Annotated in this window: 19 protein-coding genes; 4 read left to right on the forward strand and 15 right to left on the reverse strand. The window is 68.8% G+C overall.

The annotated features are described in order from the left end of the window. Positions 1 to 81 precede the first annotated feature (81 nt). From V6K52_RS12945 to V6K52_RS12965, 5 genes are all read right to left on the reverse strand, one after another. Positions 82 to 1,302 carry an endonuclease/exonuclease/phosphatase family protein gene (locus tag V6K52_RS12945; RefSeq protein ID WP_353950523.1) on the reverse strand — a complete coding sequence of 407 codons (1,221 nt, stop codon included), beginning with the start codon at positions 1,300 to 1,302 and terminating at the stop codon, positions 82 to 84. A 41-nt stretch (positions 1,303 to 1,343) separates the two neighbouring features. After that, on the reverse strand, positions 1,344 to 1,736 hold the full coding sequence (locus V6K52_RS12950) for a hypothetical protein (RefSeq protein ID WP_353950524.1): 393 nt from the start codon (positions 1,734 to 1,736) through the stop codon (positions 1,344 to 1,346). A 70-nt stretch (positions 1,737 to 1,806) separates the two neighbouring features. Then, the gene (locus V6K52_RS12955) at positions 1,807 to 2,268 is read right to left on the reverse strand and encodes a VOC family protein (protein ID WP_353950525.1); all 462 of its coding nucleotides are present in this window, start codon (positions 2,266 to 2,268) and stop codon (positions 1,807 to 1,809) included. Positions 2,269 to 2,301: 33 nt separating this feature from the next. Continuing rightward, the gene (locus tag V6K52_RS12960; protein WP_353950526.1) at positions 2,302 to 2,592 is read right to left on the reverse strand and encodes a GNAT family N-acetyltransferase; all 291 of its coding nucleotides are present in this window, start codon (positions 2,590 to 2,592) and stop codon (positions 2,302 to 2,304) included. 207 nt (positions 2,593 to 2,799) lie between these two features. After that, on the reverse strand, positions 2,800 to 4,788 hold the full coding sequence (locus tag V6K52_RS12965; protein ID WP_353950527.1) for a TIGR03960 family B12-binding radical SAM protein: 1,989 nt from the start codon (positions 4,786 to 4,788) through the stop codon (positions 2,800 to 2,802). Between the two features lie 56 nt (positions 4,789 to 4,844). Between V6K52_RS12965 and V6K52_RS12970 the strand changes: the two genes are divergently transcribed. Beyond that, complete coding sequence (locus tag V6K52_RS12970; RefSeq protein ID WP_353950528.1) at positions 4,845 to 5,444, forward strand: protein-L-isoaspartate carboxylmethyltransferase; 600 nt, start codon at positions 4,845 to 4,847, stop codon at positions 5,442 to 5,444. A 43-nt stretch (positions 5,445 to 5,487) separates the two neighbouring features. Here the strand turns inward: V6K52_RS12970 and V6K52_RS12975 are convergent, their stop codons facing one another. Together V6K52_RS12975 and V6K52_RS12980 are read right to left on the reverse strand one after the other, a co-directional pair. Further along, a complete protein-coding gene (locus V6K52_RS12975; RefSeq protein ID WP_353950529.1) occupies positions 5,488 to 7,377 on the reverse strand; it encodes a long-chain fatty acid--CoA ligase in 1,890 nt (629 codons plus the stop codon). 130 nt (positions 7,378 to 7,507) lie between these two features. Next, entirely contained in the window at positions 7,508 to 8,014 is a 507-nt protein-coding gene (locus V6K52_RS12980) for a DUF4442 domain-containing protein (RefSeq protein ID WP_353950530.1), read from the reverse strand. Between the two features lie 105 nt (positions 8,015 to 8,119). On the opposite strand from V6K52_RS12980, the gene V6K52_RS12985 reads away from it, so the two are divergent. Then, positions 8,120 to 8,713 (forward strand): TetR/AcrR family transcriptional regulator, encoded by a 594-nt coding sequence (locus V6K52_RS12985; RefSeq protein ID WP_353950531.1) that lies wholly within the window; start codon positions 8,120 to 8,122, stop codon positions 8,711 to 8,713. On the opposite strand, the gene V6K52_RS12990 is transcribed toward V6K52_RS12985, so the two are convergent. The 8 genes from V6K52_RS12990 to rimP all read right to left on the reverse strand — a co-directional run bounded on the left by V6K52_RS12990 (position 8,710) and on the right by rimP (position 17,726). Next, on the reverse strand, positions 8,710 to 9,855 hold the full coding sequence (locus V6K52_RS12990; protein WP_353950532.1) for an FtsW/RodA/SpoVE family cell cycle protein: 1,146 nt from the start codon (positions 9,853 to 9,855) through the stop codon (positions 8,710 to 8,712). The genes V6K52_RS12985 and V6K52_RS12990 overlap by 4 nt on opposite strands. Next, the gene (locus tag V6K52_RS12995) at positions 9,819 to 10,781 is read right to left on the reverse strand and encodes a bifunctional riboflavin kinase/FAD synthetase (RefSeq protein WP_353950533.1); all 963 of its coding nucleotides are present in this window, start codon (positions 10,779 to 10,781) and stop codon (positions 9,819 to 9,821) included. The genes V6K52_RS12990 and V6K52_RS12995 overlap by 37 nt, the downstream gene beginning before the upstream one ends. A 10-nt stretch (positions 10,782 to 10,791) precedes the next feature. After that, positions 10,792 to 11,730, reverse strand: coding sequence for a tRNA pseudouridine(55) synthase TruB (gene truB / locus V6K52_RS13000; RefSeq protein ID WP_353950534.1), 939 nt, complete (start codon positions 11,728 to 11,730; stop codon positions 10,792 to 10,794). Continuing rightward, positions 11,727 to 12,245, reverse strand: a complete 519-nt coding sequence (gene rbfA / locus V6K52_RS13005) for a 30S ribosome-binding factor RbfA (protein WP_353950535.1) — start codon at positions 12,243 to 12,245, stop codon at positions 11,727 to 11,729. Before rbfA ends, truB begins: the two co-directional genes overlap by 4 nt. Before the next feature lie 187 nt (positions 12,246 to 12,432). Then, positions 12,433 to 15,399, reverse strand: a complete 2,967-nt coding sequence (gene infB / locus V6K52_RS13010; protein ID WP_353950536.1) for a translation initiation factor IF-2 — start codon at positions 15,397 to 15,399, stop codon at positions 12,433 to 12,435. 126 nt (positions 15,400 to 15,525) lie between these two features. After that, a complete protein-coding gene (locus V6K52_RS13015; protein WP_353950537.1) occupies positions 15,526 to 15,894 on the reverse strand; it encodes a YlxR family protein in 369 nt (122 codons plus the stop codon). A gap of 8 nt (positions 15,895 to 15,902) precedes the next feature. Beyond that, positions 15,903 to 17,099, reverse strand: coding sequence for a transcription termination factor NusA (gene nusA, locus V6K52_RS13020; protein WP_353950538.1), 1,197 nt, complete (start codon positions 17,097 to 17,099; stop codon positions 15,903 to 15,905). Between the two features lie 3 nt (positions 17,100 to 17,102). Further along, the gene (rimP, locus tag V6K52_RS13025; RefSeq protein ID WP_353950539.1) at positions 17,103 to 17,726 is read right to left on the reverse strand and encodes a ribosome maturation factor RimP; all 624 of its coding nucleotides are present in this window, start codon (positions 17,724 to 17,726) and stop codon (positions 17,103 to 17,105) included. Between the two features lie 100 nt (positions 17,727 to 17,826). On the opposite strand from rimP, the gene V6K52_RS13030 reads away from it, so the two are divergent. Both V6K52_RS13030 and V6K52_RS13035 read left to right on the forward strand, forming a co-directional pair. After that, complete coding sequence (locus tag V6K52_RS13030; protein WP_353950540.1) at positions 17,827 to 18,837, forward strand: hypothetical protein; 1,011 nt, start codon at positions 17,827 to 17,829, stop codon at positions 18,835 to 18,837. After that, entirely contained in the window at positions 18,834 to 19,760 is a 927-nt protein-coding gene (locus V6K52_RS13035; RefSeq protein WP_353950541.1) for an aminoglycoside phosphotransferase family protein, read from the forward strand. The genes V6K52_RS13030 and V6K52_RS13035 overlap by 4 nt, the downstream gene beginning before the upstream one ends. Positions 19,761 to 19,779 lie beyond the last annotated feature (19 nt).

Raw genomic sequence — 19,779 nt, forward strand, 5'->3', positions numbered from 1 at the left:
TCCGAGACGCTGGCCCGCGACGACGTATGCCGTGGCACCGGCGGGTGCCACGGCATACCGAACGCTGGTGATCAGGGACGATCAGCGCAAGGTGACGTCTGCCCACACGAGGCGGTGGTCGCTCGTCGGGAACGGGAACTCGCCGGTGAGGCGCGACAGCGGGTCGGCCTTGACCGGCCAGAAGACGCCAGCGTCCTTGACGGTGAAGCTGCGCGACAACAGCGTGTAGTCGACGCGCAGGTTGCCGGGCGCACCGTCGGCGAAGTCGGCCGTGTCGTACTTCGGGTCGCCCTTGTGGGTGAGGTTCGCGCCACCCTGGAGCCTTGCTGCCTCGACGGCACCCGCGGACGTGGCCTTCGGGTCGACGATTCGCTTGTTGTCGAGCAGCTGGTGAATCGCACCGTCGTAGGAGTCACCGTCGAACGGGTCAGCGTTGTAGTCACCGAGGATGACGAAGCTCGAGCTCGGGTTGAGCCCACCGCGAGCGCCCTCGTCGTCGTAGATGTAGCCACCCTTGCCGGGCGTGACGTAGTCGGCCCAGAAGCGGATCTCGTCATGGTTGCGACGACCGTTGCGGTCCTCGGGACCATCGAAGGTCGGCGGCGTCGGGTGCGCGGCGAGGACGTGGACCGTCCGCTTGCCGACCGTGACAGGGACGTCCCAGTGCGACTTGCTCGAGAGCCGGAGGATGTCCTGCTCCTGCGGCGAGTAGAACTCCGTCGGCATGACGTTGCCGGGCATGTCCTTCCAGAGGAAGTTCTGGAACGTGCGGACGGACTCTGTCTGGATCGGGTACTTGGACAGGACGACCATGCCGTACTGGCCCGGGAAGAGCCCGAAGCCGAACGCATCGTCACCACCGCCGATGGTGCCGTTGTTGTTGAGGTCGAAGCCGCTCGGAATGCCGGTGTTGGATGGCGCGACGAAGGCGTAGGGGTACTCCACCGCAGCCGCTCCGTTGTGTCCGACCTCGAGGTAGTTGTCACGGAACAGGTCGACAGCGGCGCCACCCTCGACGTAGTCGAACTCGTTGAGGAGGACGACGTCCGGGTTGGTGCGCTGGATGACCTCGGCGACGGCCTTGGCCTGCGTGTTGTCGGGCGTCGACAGGTCGGTGACGAGCTGTCCCTCGGTGTTGCGGTTGAGCGAGAGGTTGTAGGTCGCCACGCGCAGGGCCTCGCCCCGGCCAGCAGCGGCCGTGGGTGTGGCGGGCGCAGCGTTGGCACCGGTCGCAGAGACGGCCAGGGGTGCGAGCGCGAGCAGGGTCGCAGCGCCGATCACGGCGGCACGGGTGAAGTTCATGGGTGTTCCTTCGTCGGGGATCCAGGGTCCACTCAACCTAGTCACGGGCGAGGACTGGATGCCGCTCCGAAGGTGAATGCCTCATGAATCTGTGTGCCGGCCGGTCCCGTGCTCGTCACCCCGGGCCGAGTGCGAGCGGGGACGTCGCGGCGGCGGATGACGATGTCGACGGCGACGAGGTTGATGGCCAGAGCGAGCCATTGGGCGTAGGGCGTGGTTGCCGCAACGGCCACTTCGCTGCCCGCCTGGTCGAAGGCGAGCTGCACGCCGATCAGGGCCACACCCACGACGAGGGCGGTGAGCGGGACGAGTGTCACGGCATACAGGCGGGTTGTCCACCGACGCGCGATCCGTGCGCTCCCCCGCTTGTGCGCCTGCCAGGCGAGCGCTGCCATGAGGAGCCACACCACGGCGAGAGCGGCGAACCAAGTCATGGAGCCAGCCTCGCGAACCCCGTGCCGCACCGACATCGGGGCCGCCCCCGAGCCACCCCTGATCTGACCCTCAGTCCAAGCAGAACTCGTTGCCCTCAGGATCGGCCATGACGATGAAGCCGGCCTCCATCGGCGGTTGCGGCTCGAACCTGCGGGTCCGCTGCGCACCGAGCGCCACCAAGCGGTCGCACTCGGCCTCCAGCGCGGCCATGCGCTCGTCGCCATCGAGCCCGGGTGCCGCCCGGACGTCGAGGTGCACCCTGTTCTTGGCGGCCTTGTCCTCGGGCACCTGCTGGAAGAACACGCGCGGACCGTCCCCGTCTGGGTCCTCGATCGCCGAGCGAGAGTTGTGCTGGGACTCCGGCACACCGACCTTGCTGAGGAACTCGGTCCACGCAGCGAGCGGATCGGCACCGTCGGGCAGCTCGACACCGGGCGGCCCCGGAATGACGTAACCCAGCACAGCAGCCCAGAAGGTCGACTGCGCGCGGGGGTCGTGGGCGTCGAAGGTGACCTGGATCGTGCGGCTCATGCCCTCAGAGTGGCACTGCCCACCGACAACGCGTCAGACGAGGTCGAGGCGCATGAGGGCGTGGGCGGGCCGGAAGCCGATCGGGATCGACATCTCACTCGGAGCGAGGACGATGCGCACCATGCCCTCGGCTCGAGCCCACTGCGTGATGGCTGACATGAGGTCTGCCGCGATGCCCTGTCGACGGTGCTCGGGCAGGACGAAGACGTTGGCGACATAGATCCAGCGCCCTGATCCCGTTCCCGGGACCGGCATGCGTTCGAAGATGGCCGCGTTGGCCATGCCGACGGGTATGCCGGCCCACGCAGAGCGTGGGACCCGCACTCCCCTTCCGATGACATCCGCACCGGCCGAGGCCTTGCCGAGGACGCTGGAAGGTGCCGTGCCTGCGAGCAGTTGAACGTGCCGTTCGCCGCCGGCTGGGCCTGGCGGGAGCGCGGAGCGCGGTCTACGCGCGCAGCGCGGATGGGACAGCGGCGAACGGCATGTTCGTCTGCGACGCGACATAACGGCATACCCACAGGCTTTCGGTCAGGCGTGGGTGTGCTCGGCCATGGCGGCCTTGCCGGCACCAAGGACAGTGAGCGGCAGGAGGACCTTGCCGGTGGGGCCGACCTCGATCTCGGTGCCGAGCTGCGGGCAGACGCCACAGTCGAAGCACGGCGTCCAGCGGCAGTCGTCGACCTCGGTCTCGTCGAGCGAGTCGAGCCAGTCCTGCCAGAGCCATTCCTTGTCGAGGCCGGAGTCCACGACGTCCCAGGGCAGGAACTCGGACTCCTCACGCTCGCGAGTGGTGTACCAGTCGACGTCGATCGGCCACTCACTCGCGGTGAACGCCTTATCGGCGGCGGTCATCCACGTCTCGTAGGAGAAGTGCTCGCTCCAGCCGTCGAAGCGGCCGCCGTCGCGCCACACCTGCTCGATGACGGCGCCGACGCGTCGGTCACCGCGCGAGAGGAGTCCTTCGACGATGCCGGGCTTGCCGTCGTGGTAGCGGAAGCCGATGGAGGAGCCGAAGCGGCGATCGGCGCGAATGGCGTCGCGAAGCTTTGCGAGCCGCGCGTCCGTCTCGTCCGAGGAGAGCTGCCCGACCCATTGGAACGGCGTGTGCGGCTTGGGCACGAACCCACCGATCGACACGGTGCACCGGATGTCCTTGCGGCCGCTGACCTGGCGCCCGGTCTCGATGACCTGCTTGGCGAGCTCGGCGATCTGGAGGACGTCCTCGTCGGTCTCGGTCGGCAGCCCGCACATGAAGTAGAGCTTGACGTTGCGCCAGCCCGCGCCATAGGCGGCCGACACGGTCTTGATGAGGTCCTCCTCGGTGACCATCTTGTTGATGACCTTGCGGATCCGCTCGCTGCCACCCTCGGGCGCGAACGTCAGCCCGGAGCGACGACCGTTGCGGGTGAGCTCGTTGGCGAGGTCGATGTTGAACGCGTCGACCCGGGTCGACGGCAGGGACAACCCGGTCTGCGTGCCTTCGTAGCGGTCGGCCAGGCCCTTGGTGAGGTCGGCGATCTCGGAGTGGTCGGCGCTCGACAGTGAGAGGAGGCCCACCTCCTCGAATCCCGTTGCGGCGAGGCCCTTCTCGACCATCTCGCCGATGCCGGTGATGGAGCGCTCGCGCACCGGGCGGGTGATCATTCCAGCCTGGCAGAACCGGCAACCCCGCGTGCAGCCGCGGAAGATCTCGACCGACATGCGCTCGTGCACGGACTCGGCGAGCGGCACGAGCGGTTGCTTCGGGTAGGGCCACGCGTCCAGGTCCATGACCGTGTGCTTCGAGACCCGCCACGGGACACCGGGCTCGGTCGGGGCGATGCGCTGGATGCGTCCGTCGGGCAGGTAGGACACGTCGTAGAACGCGGGCACGTAGACCCCGCCGGTGCGCGCAAGGCGCAGGAGCAGCTCACGGCGACCACCCGGCATACCCTCGCGTTTCCAAGCGGCCACGAGCGCGGTGACCATGAGGACGGCCTCCTCGCCGTCGCCGATGATCGCGGCGTCGATGAAGTCGGCGAGCGTCTCGGGGTTGAACGCCGCGTGGCCACCGGCGATGACGAGCGGGTCGCCGTCGACGCGGTCGCGGGCGTGCAGCGGGATGCCGCCGAGGTCGAGCGCCGTGAGGAGGTTGGTGTAGCCGAGCTCGGTCGAGAAGGACACCCCGAGGACGTCGAAGTCACCGATCGCGCGGTGCGCGTCGACGGTGAACTGCGGAACCCCCTGCGAACGCATGAGGGCCTCCATGTCGGGCCACACGGCATACGTGCGCTCGCACAACACGTCAGGGCGCTCGTTGAGGACTTCATAGAGGATCATCGAGCCCTGGTTGGGGACACCGACCTCGTAGGCGTCGGGGTACATGAGCGCCCATCTGATGGTGTGCTCTCCTCCGACGTTCCAGTCCTTGACCGTGGAGTTGAGCTCGCCGCCGACGTACTGGATCGGCTTGCTCACCTGCTCGAGCAGTGGCTCGAGCGCGGGGAACAGGGAGTCGCCAGGAGTACGGGGGTGCATGGGCCAAGGGTACGTTCGCTGCGGGTCGGGCCCAAAGCCGCGCGCACACTGGGGTGATGGACGATGTGAAGCGGGTGGCGGAGGCGATGGCGGCGTGGCCGCGTCAGGACTTCCTGCCCCTTCGCGAGCGCCGGCACGCCGGTCGGGACGGGCCGCTGCCGATCGGGCACGGCCAGACGAACTCCCAACCACGCACCGTTGCCGCGATGCTCGAGCTCCTCGGCGTTCAAGCGGGCGATCGCGTCCTCGACGTCGGTGCCGGGTCCGGTTGGACGACAGCGCTGCTCGCGCACCTCACCGGTCCATCCGGATCGGTGATCGGCGTCGAGCGAGTGCCCGCGCTGCGGGACGTGGGCGCCGCCAACCTTCAACGCACGGGTATGCCGTGGGCTCGCGTGACGCTCGCCACTCCCGGGGTGCTCGGGTCACCAAGCGACGGGCCGTTCAACCGGATCCTCGTGTCGGCGGAGGCGCGCACGCTCCCCCGGGCTCTCGTCGACCAACTTGTGCCCCGTGGCGTCATGGTCATCCCGGTGCTGGGCTGGATGCACCGGGTGACGCGCGACCCGAGCTTCGACCGCGACGGGGTCGCCGACGGGGATGCGCAGGTCGAGATCCACGGCGCCTACCGCTTCGTCCCCCTCATCGAGGACTGAAGAGGGGGACGAAGGTGGCGCTGGGTCGGCCTGGAGCCCTGGGTCAGCTGCCGGCGTAGTGGGCGTCCAAGGAGTCGCGGTAACGCTCCGTGACGACCTTGCGCTTGAGCTTCAGGCTCGGGGTGAGCTCACCGCTGTCCACCGTGAGGTCGGAGTCGAGGATCGTGAACTTCTTGATCTGCTCCCAGCGGTTGAGCCCGGCGTTGAGCTCGTCGACGTAGCCCTGCACCATCGCGTGCGCCTTGTCGGACGTGACGATCTCGGCGTAGGTCTTGTCGCCCAGCCCGTTGGCGGCGGCCCAGCCCTGGATGGCGTCCGGGTCGAGGGTGATGAGCGCGGATACGAAGTTGCGATCGGCCCCATGGACGATGAACTGGCTGAGATAGGGGCACATGCCCTTGAACGTCGACTCGATGATGGACGGGGCGACGTACTTGCCGTTGGACGTCTTGAAGAGGTCCTTCTTGCGGTCGGTGATCTTGAGGAACCCGCGCTCGTCCAGCTCACCGATGTCGCCCGTGTGGAACCACCCGTCGGCGCCGAGCACCTCGGCTGTGGCCTCGGGGTTGTTGTGGTAGCCGTTCATGATCCCGGGACCCTTGAGCATCACCTCACCGTCTTCGGCGATGCGGCACTCGAGACCAGGAATGGCCCAGCCGACGGTGCCGTAGCGGTAGGCATTGGGCCTGGCCACGAAGGCGGCCGCGCTGGACTCGGTGAGGCCGTATCCCTCGGCGACCTGCATTCCCATCGCGTCGAACCAGCGCGCCACATCGACGTTGAGGGCCGCCGAGCCGGAAATGAAGAAGCGAACGCGCCCACCGAACCGCTCGCGGATCTTGCTCATGATGATCTTGTCGGCGATGGCGTACTTGCGAGCGAGCATGCCGCTCGGCTCCTTGCCCTGCTCACGCAGCTCGCTGACCTCACGGCCCACCCCGCTGGCCCAGTTGAAGAGCTTGAGCTTGAGCCCGCCCTCCTCCTCCATCATCATCGTGATCCGGCCGTAGGCCTTCTCGAAGATGCGCGGAGCGGCACCCATGAACGTCGGCTGGACCACGGCCAGGTTGTCGACGATCTTGTCGATCCGACCATCGATCGCGGTGGCGAAGCCGAGCTGCAGCGGGAAGGTCAGCAAGACCTTGCCGAAGACGTGGGCCAGCGGGAGCCAGAGGTACTGCAGGTCGGTCTCGTCGAGGATGTTCATCGCCTGGATCGCCGCGCCCTGGTAGGTCCAGGTGTCGTGCAGCAGGCGCACGCCCTTGGGTCGACCCGTCGTGCCCGACGTGTAGATGATCGTGGCGAGGCGGTCTGGGGTAATGCTGTCGATGCGGGCGTCGACCAGCCCCGGGTCGCGCTGGAGGCCGGACCTGCCCAGCTGCTCGAGCCCGTCGAGGGAGATGACCCAGTCGTCCTCACCCGTGGCGGCCTCTGCATCGAAGGTGACGACCTTGGTCAGCCCGGGAAGGCCGTCGCGGATCCGCCGAAGCTTCGCGACCTGCTCTGCGTCCTGGGCGAAGACGACCTTGCTCTGCGAGTCACTGAGGATGAACTGGACGTCGTCGTCGATGGTCGTCGGGTAGATCGTCGTGGTGACACCGCCACTCACCATGACCGAGAGGTCGGCGAGCGCCCACTCGTAGCAGGTGCCTGATGCCACGGCGACCCGCTCCTCGGGACCGACGCCCAGGGCCACGAGCCCCGCGCCGAGCGCATAGACGCGTTCCTTGACCGCAGCCCAGCTGACGTTCACCCACTCGTCGGCACCGTCGGCGCCGGCGCCGACCTTGGCGTACATGAACGCCGTCCGATCGGGAGTGGCTGCGACTCGTTCACGGAAAAGGTGACCGACGCTCTGCGAGCGCCCGTCGAGCAGGCTCTGGTCGATCGGCTCGTCAGCCGGCGAGTGGATCTGGGGACGCGCTGTCAGCATCGGGGTGTCCTCGTCATTGGGGAAACTCGTTGCCGGATGCTCCCACAGAGAAGGCGTCTCGCGAAGCCTGTCGGGGCAAATGTGACCCACGGGTAATGACCAGCGACCCGATGCGGACCGCACCGCAGTGTCAGACGGTGACGGGTTCCTGCTTCGTGGCGCGCTTCTTGAGCCGGACGTAGAGCTGCTTGCGCACGTGGGCCACGACCTCACCGGACTCGTCGAGGACGTCGGTCTCGCACCATCGGAGCACCTTGTCTCCCCCGCTGGCTGCCTCACGCAGCTCGTCGAGCAGTTCGTCAGTGACCGCGAACTGGGCGTGGAGTCGCCCCTTCCCCGGTTTGACGAAGCGCACCTCGGCGGCCTGGTCCCAGACGATGTAGTCGTCTCCGAGCGCACGCAGTGTGAGGAACATCCAGAACGGGTCGGTCATCGCGAAGATGGAGCCGCCGAACTGGGTTCCGACGTAGTTGCGGGTGAGCCCGCGATCCGCCAGCTCGACCCTGGCCCGGCGGAAGTCCGGGCTCAGCTCCGACACACGAATACCGGCGAAGAGGAACGGTGGCCACACGCTGAGGCCTCGGCGGGCGAACGTGGCGTTGCCGCCCATGCTCTTCCAGGTGGGGAGCTGAACCATCTCGGTCCTTTCGTGTCGCCCACCGGGCACTCGACCCGATGCTGCGTTAACATCACAGTGTTATACGACGGAGCATAACACTGTGATGACGAGAGGTCGAGACCCATGCGCCAGCCCAAGGTCGCCGCCGACGAGGTCGTGCGGGCCGCCGCCACGCTCCTCGCCACCCAGGGCCCGTCGGCTCTCAGCGCACGCCGACTCGCGACCGAGCTCGGCACGTCGACGATGACCGTCTACACGCACTTCGGCAGCATGACCGACCTCGTCCGGGCGGTCGTGGCCGAGGGCTTCCACCAGCTCGACCTCCACCTCGAGGACCTCCCCGTCAGTGACGACCCGGGCGCCGACCTCGTAGCCGTCGCCCGCGCCTACCGCGCCAACGGACTCAAGAACCCGCAGTTGTATGCCGTGATGTTCGGCGGGATTGCCGGCGGCACCTCTCCCCTGACGCCAGCAGACCGTCGCGTCGGCGAGAACTCCCTCACCAAACTCCAGGCGGCGGCGCAGCGAGCCGTGGCGGCTGGCCTCCTCCCCGAGGAGACCCACCCGTGGGAGCACACGCGCCGCATGTGGGCGATCGCCCACGGGTTCGTCAGCCTCGAGCTCGCCGGACTCCTCGGCCCACCCGAGCGGGCGGAGGCGTCGTTCCTCGCCGTCGTCGAGGCCCTCCTCGCCCACCACGACGAGTCGGAAGGCTAGACGCGGTCGCGGTGCCCCGCGGCATACGCCGCATTGACGACGCCGACGGCGAGCCAGGACGCGAACATCGACGAGCCGCCGTAGGACACGAACGGCAGCGGCAGACCGGTGACGGGCATGACCCCGAGGTTCATCCCGACGTTCTGGAACACCTGGAACGCAAGCCAGGTGCCGACCCCGACACCGACGAAACGACCAAACGCGTCGCCCGAGCGCCCGGCGACGACGAAGACCCGGATGACGATGAAGGAGAGCAGCACGAGCAGTCCGGCCGCACCGATGAAGCCGAGCTCCTCCCCCGCGACCGAGAAGATGAAGTCGTTGAGCTGATAGGGGATGAACCCGCCTTGGGTCTGCCTGCCCTCCATGAAGCCCTGGCCGGACCAGCCACCCGATCCGATCGCGAGCCGCACCTGGCGGGTCTGGTAGCCGATGCCCTGCGGATCGGCGCTCGGGTTCGCGAACGCGAGCAGGCGGTCTCGCTGGTAGTCGCTGAGCAGTGGCGTGGTCAGGGCGGCAACGACCAGGCCCACGGCCGCGAGCCCGACCCCCACGACCCAGCGACGAGGGGCACCCGCGATGGCGATGACGACGAAGGCCAGGGCCCCGAGGACGACGGCAGACCCGAGGTCCGGCTGCAGCATGATCAGCCCAACCGGAACGGCCGCGAGCACCCAGGCGAGCGCGACATCACGGTTGCTCGGCGCGACGCGGCGCTCCCACCGATCAGCAAGGACGAACGCGAGCACGAGGGCCAGGCCGACCTTCGCGAACTCGGAAGGCTGCACCGTGAACCCGGCGACGACGGGGATCCAGGAACGGGACCCGTTGATCGTCAACCCGAGCGGCGTGAGGACCGCGATGAGCCCCAGCAGGGAGATGCCATAGAGCCACGGGGCGACGAGCCGCAGCCCATGGTGCCCGAGCCGGGTCACGCCGACGGCGAGCCCGATGCCGATGGCCGTGTTGAGGAGATGACGGACGAGGTATGCCGTGCCGGCCGTTTCGTGGGTGGCGGACCACACGAGCAGGGCGCCGATGAGGGACGTCCCGGCGGCCCCGACGAGGAGGCCGAGGTCCTGGCGGAGCCAGCTGCCCCGAACGCTCAGGAGTGCACGATCTGGGTGAGCACCGCGCGGCACTGCTCGACATCCTTGGACATGGCGACGAGGAGGTCGTCGATGCTGTCGAATCGCAGGGTCGGGCGGATGTGCTCGACGAACTCGACGACGACGCGCTCGTCATAGAGGTCGAGGTCGTCACGGTCGAGGACGTAGGCCTCCACGGTGCGTCGGTCCATGGTGTCGAACGTCGGATTCGTGCCGATGGAGATCGCGGACGGCATCGTGCGGTCGGGCTCACCGGCCTCGAGGTCGAGGCGGGTCAGCCAGCCGGCATAGACGCCCTCGGCGGGGACGAGGCCAGCTGAGTCCGGTGAGAGGTTGGCGGTGGGGTAGCCCATCTCCCGACCGCGGTGGTGACCGTGGACAACAGTGCCAACGACCCGGTGGGGACGCCCGAGCACGCGGGCGGCGGCGGCGACATCTCCCTCCGCGAGGGCGTTGCGGACCGAGGTCGATGACCACCGCTCACCCTCGCCCACGTCCTCGAGGGCGATGACATCGAAGCCGTGAGCCCGGCCGAGCTCGAGCAGGGTCGCGACGTCGCCGGAGTTCTTGTAACCGAACCGGGTGTCGACGCCGACCACCACGACCTTGGCCTGGAGACCATCGACGAAGGTGCTCTTGACGAACTCCTCGGGCGACTGCTGGGCGAAGTCCTTGGTGAACTCGAGGACGAGCAGGCCACTCAGACCAGTCGTCTCGAGCAGGTCGTCACGCACCGAGCTGGGCGTGATGATCTCGGGCGCCCGGTCGGGGTGCAGGACTGCGAGGGGGTGCGGGTCGAAGGTCACCGCGACGGCCGGAAGTCCGCGCTCGCGTCCGATCTCGATGAGGCGCGACAGCACCGCCTTGTGCCCGCGGTGGACGCCGTCGAAGTTGCCGAGCGTGACGACACAGGGCGCCAGCTCGTCGGGCGTCTCGGCGGGGTCGGTGAAGCGGTGCACGGTGGACACTCTACGAACTCGCCGGGGCGAACACGACGTGGCTCCGCGCTGTGGCCTCGGACTCGTCGAGCATCGCGATGAGAGAACCGTCGGGAGCGAACGCCGCGACCGGCTCGACGCGCCCTGGCTCGGCGGACGGGAGGCGCTGCCCGTAGCCGATGGTGCGGGCCTCGTCGTCGGTGAGTTCGCGGGCAAGGAACCCGGCCCGCGCGGCGTCGGCGAGCGGGATGACCGGCATCGCCTCACCCTGGCGCGTCTCCAGATCTGCAAGCGGGTATGCCGTGTCGAGACCGAATCCCCCGACGCGTGTGCGTCGCAGGGCGGTGAGGTGCCCTGCTGACCCGACCGCTGTTCCGAGGTCGCGCGCGAGGGCCCGGACATAGGTGCCGGACGACACCGTGACCTCGACATCCACATCGACGACCACGAGGCCTGTGCCTTCATCACCGTCATCGCCGACGACCGTGGACCGGCGCACCTCACCCATCTCGAAGCGGGACACCGTCACTGGCCGAGCGGGGAGGTCGACGGACTCCCCCGCACGGGCACGGTGATAGGACCGCTGCCCCTTGACCTTGATCGCGCTCACGGAGCTGGGGACCTGCTCGATGGCACCGGTGAGGGTGACGACCGCAGCGGCGATGGCGGCATCGGTCACGTCTGTGGCCCCGGGAGCGCTGGTCACTTCACCCTCTGCGTCGTCGGTGAGGGTGGCCTGCCCGAGACGGATCGTCGCGGTGTAGTCCTTGTCGCAGCCGACGAGGAAGGTGAGCAGCTTGGTCGCCCGGCCCACTCCGAGGACGAGCACACCCGTAGCCATCGGATCGAGGGTGCCGGCGTGCCCCACCTTGCGGGTGTTGCACAGCCGACGGGCACGCGCGACGACGTCGTGACTCGTCCAGTCGCTCGGCTTGTCGACGACGAGGAGCCCGTCGACCGTGTCGCTCACGCGCGGTCGGTGCCGCTGGTCTCGGCGCGTGCGGGCGCAGCGTCAGACTCTGCGTCGTCGGCCTCGACCTCGATGTCGTCAGCCTCGCCGCTGTCGTCGTCATCGTGACGGTAGGGGTCGGCGTCGCCGGCGTGCGTCGCTCCGGCCGCAGCCGCCGCCACGGCGGCGTCGCGCTCACGAGCCTCGCGCAGGAGGTCCTCGAGGTGGGCCGCCGTCTCGGGGATCGCGTCGGCGATGAACTCGAGTGACGGGGTGAGCCGGATGCCGAGGTTCTTGCCGACGTGGCTGCGCAGTTTGCCGCGGTTCTCCTCGAGCAGGTAGGTGGTCTTGGCGCGCTGGGCCTCGTCACCGAAGACGGTGTAGAACACCGACGCGTGCTGGAGATCGTTGGTCACGCGGACATCGGTGATCGTCACGAACCCGAGGTCGGGATCCTTGATGATCGAGCCGAGCCCTTGCGCGATGAGGGTCTTGATGCGGTCGGCGACCTTGCGGGCGCGTGCGGCGTCAGCCACGACAACTCCTTTGTGCTGGTGATCTCTCCCCGACACCCTAGGTGCGGGAAACGTGTGGGGCGGTGATGTTCCTGACGCGAGCGGCCGGCATACCGAAATGTCGGTATGCCGGCCGGTCACGTCAGGCGTGCAGCCTCAGGCGATCAGGCCCGGGGCTTTGCCCACGCAGAGCGTGGGACCCGACGCATCACGACCTGGGCTTCTCTCGCATCTCGTAAGTGGCGATGAGGTCGCCGATCTGCAGGTCGTTGTAGGACCCCAGGTTGATACCGCACTCGAAGCCGTCGCGGACCTCGGTGACGTCATCCTTGAACCGGCGCAGGCCGGCGATCTCGACGTTCTCGGACACGACGACACCGTCACGGGTGATGCGTGACTTGGTGCCGCGCTTGATCTCGCCGCTGCGGACGATCGATCCGGCGATGTTGCCGAACTTGCTCGAGCGGAAGATCTCGCGGATCTCGGCGGTGCCGAGCTCCACCTCTTCGTACTCGGGCTTGAGCATGCCCTTGAGGGACTGCTCGATCTCCTCGATCGCCTGGTAGATCACCGAGTAGTAGCGGATCTCGACGCCCTCACGCTCGGCGTAGTCAGCGTTCAGGCCCTCGGCCCGGACGTTGAAGCCGATGATGATGGCGTTGGAGGCCACGGCCAGGTTGATGTTGTTCATCGTGATGGCACCGACGCCGCGGTCAATGATCCGCAGGTCGACGTCTTCACCCACATCGATCTGGAGGAGCGCGTCCTCGAGGGCTTCGACAGAACCGGACACGTCACCCTTGAGGATGAGGTTGAGGGTGTCGACCTTGCCCTGCGCGATCGCCTCGTTGAGGTCCTCGAGCGAGATGCGCTTGCGGGCCTTGGCCAGGCTGGCCTGACGGTCGGCCGACTCGCGACGCTCCGCGATCTGGCGTGCGGTGCGGTCATCGGGCGCGACGACGAACGTGTCGCCTGCACGCGGGACCGAGGACAGACCGAGCACCTGGACCGGACGCGACGGGGTCGCCTCGCTGACGTTCTCACCGTGCTCGTCGAGCATGGCGCGAACGCGGCCGTAGGAGCTGCCCGTGACGATGGCGTCACCGACGTGGAGCGTTCCGGACTGGATGAGCACCGTCGCGGTCGCACCACGGCCCTTGTCGAGGTTGGCCTCGATCGCGACACCACGGGCGTCACGGTCGGGGTTGGCCCGCAGGTCCAGAGCGGCGTCCGCGGTCAGGAGGACGGCCTCGAGCAGCGCATCGATGTTCTCGCCCTGCTTGGCCGAGACGTCGACGAACATCGTCTCGCCGCCGTACTCCTCAGCCACGAGGTTGTATTCGGTGAGCTGCTGACGGATCTTGGACGGGTTGGCGCCCTCGACGTCGATCTTGTTGACCGCGACGACGATCGGGACGTCCGCTGCCTGGGCGTGGTTGAGCGCCTCGATGGTCTGCGGCATGACGCCGTCGTCGGCTGCGACAACGAGGATCGCGATGTCCGTGACCTTCGCACCACGAGCACGCATGGCGGTGAACGCCTCGTGACCCGGGGTGTCGATGAAGGTGATCGGACGGTCGACGCCCTCGTGCTCCTTGTGAATCTGGTAGGCACCGATGTGCTGGGTGATGCCACCGGACTCGCCACCAGCGACGTTCTCGTTGCGGATCGCGTCGAGAAGGCGCGTCTTTCCGTGGTCGACGTGACCCATGACGGTCACGACCGGCGGGCGTGCCGCGAGGTCGTCCTCATCCTCGGAGGCAACACCGATCTCGAGGTTGATGTCGAAGGCGTCGAACAGCTCCTTCTCCTCCTCCTCGGGCGAGACCATGCGGATGTCGTAGCCGAGCTCGGCACCGAGCAGACGGAACGTGTCCTCGTCGAGGCTCTGGGTCGCGGTCGCCATCTCACCGAGGTGGAACATGACCGTGACGAGCGAGCCCGGGCTGGCGTTGATCTTGTCGGCGAAGTCCGTGAGGGATGCACCCTGGCGCACCTGGATGATGGTCTTGCCGTCACCACGGGGAACGCTCACGCCACCGATCGAGGGTCCCTGCATCTCCTCGAACTCAGCGCGCTTGGCGCGCTTGGACTTGCGGGCGCGACCGGGACGGCCACCACCACGACCGAAGGCACCGGCAGTCGAACCGCGACCGGCTCCACCACGGAAGCCACCGCCGCCGGGACGACCAGCGAAACCGCCGCCACCTGCACCGGGGCCACCGCCGCCGGGACGACCAGCGCCACCGGCGCCCGGTCGGCCACCGCGAGCAGCGCCACCGGGACGCTCGCCCGGACGGGCGACCGCACTCGAGGACGGCATCATGCCGGGGCTGGGACGGGCACCACCGGGGCGCGGACCGGCTGCGCCGGCTCCTGCACCGGGGGCGCCACCGGGACGGGGTGCGCTGCGCGGACGCGGCATGCCCTGGCTCGGTGCGAACGGGTTGTTGCCGGGACGGGCGGAGCCGCCGCCTTCGCGACCACCCTCGCGGGATCCTTCACGGCCTCCCTCGCGAGCGCCCTCACGGGGAACGTCACGAGGAGCATCACGACCAGCGTCACGACCGCCATCGCGGCCCTGACGCATGCCCTGACTGGGAGCGAACGGGTTGTTGCCGGGGCGCGGGGAACCTGCGCCGGGGCGAGGAGCCGGGCGTGCGCCGGGGGCAGGGGTCGCCTTCGCGGCCGGAGCCGAGGGGGCGGGTGCTGCGGGAGCCGGCGCTGCCGGGGCAGGCGTGGCCGCAGCAGGCGCTGCGGGAGCAGGTGCGGCTGGGGCGGGAGCGGCCGGAGCCGGGGTCGCCGCAGCTGCGGGAGCGGGGGCGGCCGGGGCGGGAGCCGCCGGGCCGGGGGTGGGCTTGCTGGACTCGGCCGGGGCGGGAGTCGCCGACGGTGCCTTGGGGCCGGGGGTGCCCGGCGCGGTGCCGGACCCGGCGGGGGCGGCCTGGGCAGGCGCTGCCGGGGCTGGTGCCTTCTGCGCGGCCGGCTTGGCCGCGTCGGGGGCTGCAGCGGGCGCAGCAGACGGGAACTTCTCCGTATAACGACGCACGACTGGTGCCTCGACGGTCGAGGACGCCGACTTGACGTATTCGCCCATCTCATTGAGGCGTTCGAGGAGGACCTTGCTGGTCACTCCTTGTTCTTTGGCGAGTGCACTGACTCGAACCTTTGCCACGTTTTCTCCTTCTTCTGGTCCAAGCGACCTGACGAAGCAGAAATCGCGGACCGCTAACTTGGGGGGGAGCTCATTACTGAGTTCTCATCGGGTGCTCATCAGCGTCAAACCACTCTCTGTTCAGAGCTACGGTCGGTTCCCTGGGGCGGGTTGGTGGGTTGTCTGCTCGTGGGTGGCGATCCACTCCGCCACGGCTGCGGTGTCAAGAGGTGCGCTGACTCGCAGCGCACGCCCGAACGCCCGACGTCGGACGGCGAGGTCGAAACAGTCTCCGGTGGGGTGCAGCCATGCGCCGCGCCCCGGAAGACACCGTCGAAGATCGGGAACGAGAGCCCCATGACCTCCAACGACCACTCGCAGGAGTGCCGACCGGCTATCCGTTGCTCGACACCCCACGCAGGTGCGCACGGGCCCCACCAAAGACGATGTATGCCGTGTGCTTGCCTCAGCGTGAGACGCCCGAGCCCGGAGTCCAGTCCGATCGGTCCCCTCCACTCTAGCGCCTAGCGAGCGTCGGGCGCGTCACCGGACGGCTCAGCGGGGCTCTGAGCGCCCCCCTGACCGGTGGCTGCGTCGGGGTTGTCGGAGCGGATGTCGATGCGCCAGCCGGTGAGCTTGGCGGCGAGGCGGGCGTTCTGCCCCTCGCGACCGATGGCAAGCGAGAGCTGGTAGTCGGGGACGATGACCCGGGCCGCACGCAGCTGCCAGTCGACGATCTCGACCGACTGCACCCGCGACGGGCTGAGCGCCGACGCGATGAAGGTGGCCGGGTCCTCGCTGAAGTCGACGATGTCGATCTTCTCGCCGTGGAGCTCGGCCATGACGGCGCGCACGCGGGCACCCATCGGGCCGATGCAGGCCCCCTTGGCGTTGAGCCCGGCGACCTTGGTGTGCACCGCGATCTTGCTGCGGTGTCCGGACTCACGGGCCAGGGCGGCGATCTCGACGCTGCCGTCGGCGATTTCGGGGACCTCGAGCGCGAAGAGCTTGCGGACGAGGTTGGGGTGGGTGCGCGACAGACCGATCTGGGGTCCGCGCAGGCCGCGCTTGACGCTCACGACGTAGACGCGCAGGCGCTGTCCGTGGACGTACTTCTCACCAGGGACCTGCTCGGCGAGCGGCAGGATGCCCTCGACCGAGCCGAAGTCGACGGTGACGTGGCGCGGGTCAGGGCTCTGCTGGATGACGCCGGCGACGATGTCGCCCTCGCGTCCCTTGAAGTCACCCATGATCGCGTCGTCCTCGATGTCGCGCAGGCGCTGGACGATGACCTGGCGAGCGGTGGCGGCGGCGACCCGACCGAAGTCGGTGGGGGTGTCGTCGAACTCGGGGCCGTGCTCACGACGCATGCGCGGCGCCGGCCGCTCGACGGGCTCCGCTGCGACCTTCTCGGACTCGGCATCAGCGCCGCTCACCCCCGCTGCGTCTGCGGATTCGGTGACTGGAGCAGCCACATCCGCAGACGCTGGGGTGGTAGCAGGCTCGGCGGGCTCCTCCTCGACCGGAACCTCGAACTCCTCACGGGCCCAGATCGTCACGTGCCCGGTCTTGCGGTCGAGCTCTGCCCGCGAGGTGCGGTAGGCGCCATCGGAGCGCTGGTAGGCGAGGAGAAGGGCCTGCTCGATCGCGGGGATGAGCACGTCGAGCGAGATGTCGCGCTCACGCTCAACACCCCGAAGGACGGCGAGGTCGATATCCATGGGTCAGCTCTCCTTGTCGGACGCCAGGTCGACAGTGTCGGCGTCAGTGTCTGCCTCTGCGTCCTGATCAGGTGCGGTGGTGTCGTCGTCATTGATGCCGGTGTCGGCGGGGTCGGCGGTGGTCTCGACGCGCGAGAACTCGACCTGCACATCGGCACGGTCGATCGCGGCATACGCAAGGGTCTCGTCACGCCCCGGCGACTTCTTGACGGCCGGGATCACCAGGGTGAGATCGTCGACGCCGGCGCGGACGATGCGGCCGGTGACCGATTCGGCGTCACGAAGAGTCACCACCACGAGGCGGCCGACGTTGCGTCGGAAGTGCTTGGCCGTCGTGAGTGGGCGCGAGACACCGGGCGAGGTGACTTCGAGCGTGTAGGGCTGCTCGCCAAGCAGATCCGACTCATCGAGCGCGTCGCTCACGGTCCGGGTGGCCGCGGCGATGTCGTCGAGTGAGAGGGAAGGGAGGGTTTCGGTGACGTCACCCGAGACCTCGAGGGCTCGGTCCACGACAACCCTGACGACGCGACGGCGTCCGGCAGGGGTCACGACGACCTCTTCGAGGACGACTCCTGAACCGTGCAGTGCACCGTCGATCAGCTCTTGCACTCCGGTGTCCCGGGTCATCGGTCTCCCTCTCTGTAGTTCTCGAACCGCGTTGCTGCTGCAGCAACGCCCACTCTAGCCGTGCGCGGCCGCCCTCTTCCACGCGTGCGAGGATGCCGCCATGCGTGACGTCACCTCGACGGGCCCGACCCCGTCCCGGCGCCTCGTGACGGCGGGGGCCATCGGAGCAGCCATCGCCGTCCTCACGGGGTGCGGCATCCGGCTCGAGGACGACGCTCCGCGCGTGCCTCTCGTGCCAACCCGGTCGCCGATCGAGGGCGAGGGCGCCCTGCTCCGGCTCCTGGCCGCCCTACAGGCGGCGGGCCTGGCAACGGTGGACCCCAAGGCGCCGATCTCGGCGCTGCTCGCTCCCCTGCACCAGCGGCAGGCAACGGTCCTCCACGACGCGCTGCGCCAGCGTGGTGTGCCGCAGGACGAACTGCCGTCGGCGACCCCGTCCCCCTCCACCTCCACTTCACCGACGCCGGTGCCGTCCACGTCAGGCACACCGTCCCCAGCGCCCTCCTCATCCGCCGTTCCGGTTGCGCCAGGGACAGTGGCCACGGTCGAGGGCTCGATCATCACGGCAGGAGCGGGAACGTCCGCGGCGGAGAAGGAACTGCGTCCGACGCTCCTCGCAGTGCTCGGGCAGGCCCATGCCGCACTGGAGCTCGCGACGGGGAAGCCTTCGGCGGCACCTGCTCCGGCGCCAACGTGGTCGGCACCCCAGGCGCTGGCGCCCCTCATCGCCACCGCGCGCGCAGCCGGCTACTTCCTCGAGGTCGCGGCCGCGCGCTCCCCCCAGGCCGCCCGCAAGGCGGCGCTCGAGAGCATCGCCAGCCTGGACAGGCTCACCGCCGAGCTCGTCGCGGCTGCCGGTGACGCGGCCCCTGTGCCGGAACTCGGCCAGCCACTCCCCCATCCGGTGACGACTCCTGCCGAGGCCAAGGCACTCGCAACGCAGGCGATGACGATGCTGCTGAGCAGCTTCGGGTCCAACCTCCGGGGGCTCAGCGACACCGACGCCGATGCCGACGCCACCTTTGCCATGGTTCCCCGATGGATGGGCACCGTTGCAGCGCAGGCACATCGACACGGCATACCCCTCACTGCCTTCCCTGGACTCGCGTGAGTGAAGAACGCCGGTCCGGCCCACAGGCGCCACAGCAGTGGCTCACCTGGATGAGTCGCCTCCCGGCGGAAGGCGGACCGACGGGGGCGGACTGGGTTCGTGACGTCGACCGGCTCACCCGCGAGTGCCTTGACGAGTGGGATGTCGCCCTTGCCGGGGAGCCCATGACTGGGTGGACCGCGGTCGTCCATCCCGTGGTTCGACGTGCCGATCCAGACAGCGATCCGCTCGTCCTCAAGGTCGGCTGGCCGCACGTCGAATCCGCGCAGGAGCATCTCGCGCTGAGGGCGTGGGACGGACGAGGCGCGGTGCGGCTGGTCGCCGCCGACCCGTCGCGAGGGGCGTTGTTGCTGGAGCGTCTCGACTCGACCCGGGACCTCAACACCCTCGACATCGACGAGGCCTGCGCCACCATCGGCAGTCTCTATCGCGATCTCCACGTGCCGGCACCACCGACGATCCGCACGCTCGCGGCATACCTCGATCCGTATCTCACCAAGCTGCGCCAGCGCACGGACGTGCCCCGACGGGTGGTCACCCGGGTGACGGGGCTGGCCCGGGACCTGCTCGCCGAGCCGGGGCCCAGAGTCCTGCTCCACACGGATCTGCACTTCCAAAACGTCCTCGCGGCCGACCGCGCACCGTGGCTCGCCATCGACCCCAAGCCCTTGGCGGGGGCAGCTGGCTACGAGTTGCACCCGTTGTTGCGCAACCGCTTTGACGAGCATGGCACCGGTGCCGCGATGCGCTGGTCAGTGCGCCGACGGCTCGAAGTGACGTGCGAGGCCGCCGGCCTCGACGAGGAGATCGGTCGGCTCTGGTGCATCGTCCGCTGTAGTGTCGAGATCCTCTGGGCCGCGGTCGACGGGGACGAGGCGGAGCTGTCCAAGAACCTCACCCTGCTCAAGGCCCTCGACGACTGACGGTCGCGGACCACGCGCC

Origin of the sequence: Knoellia sp. S7-12 (assembly GCF_040518285.1) — a bacterium.
Classification (GTDB): Bacteria; Actinomycetota; Actinomycetes; order Actinomycetales; family Dermatophilaceae; genus Knoellia.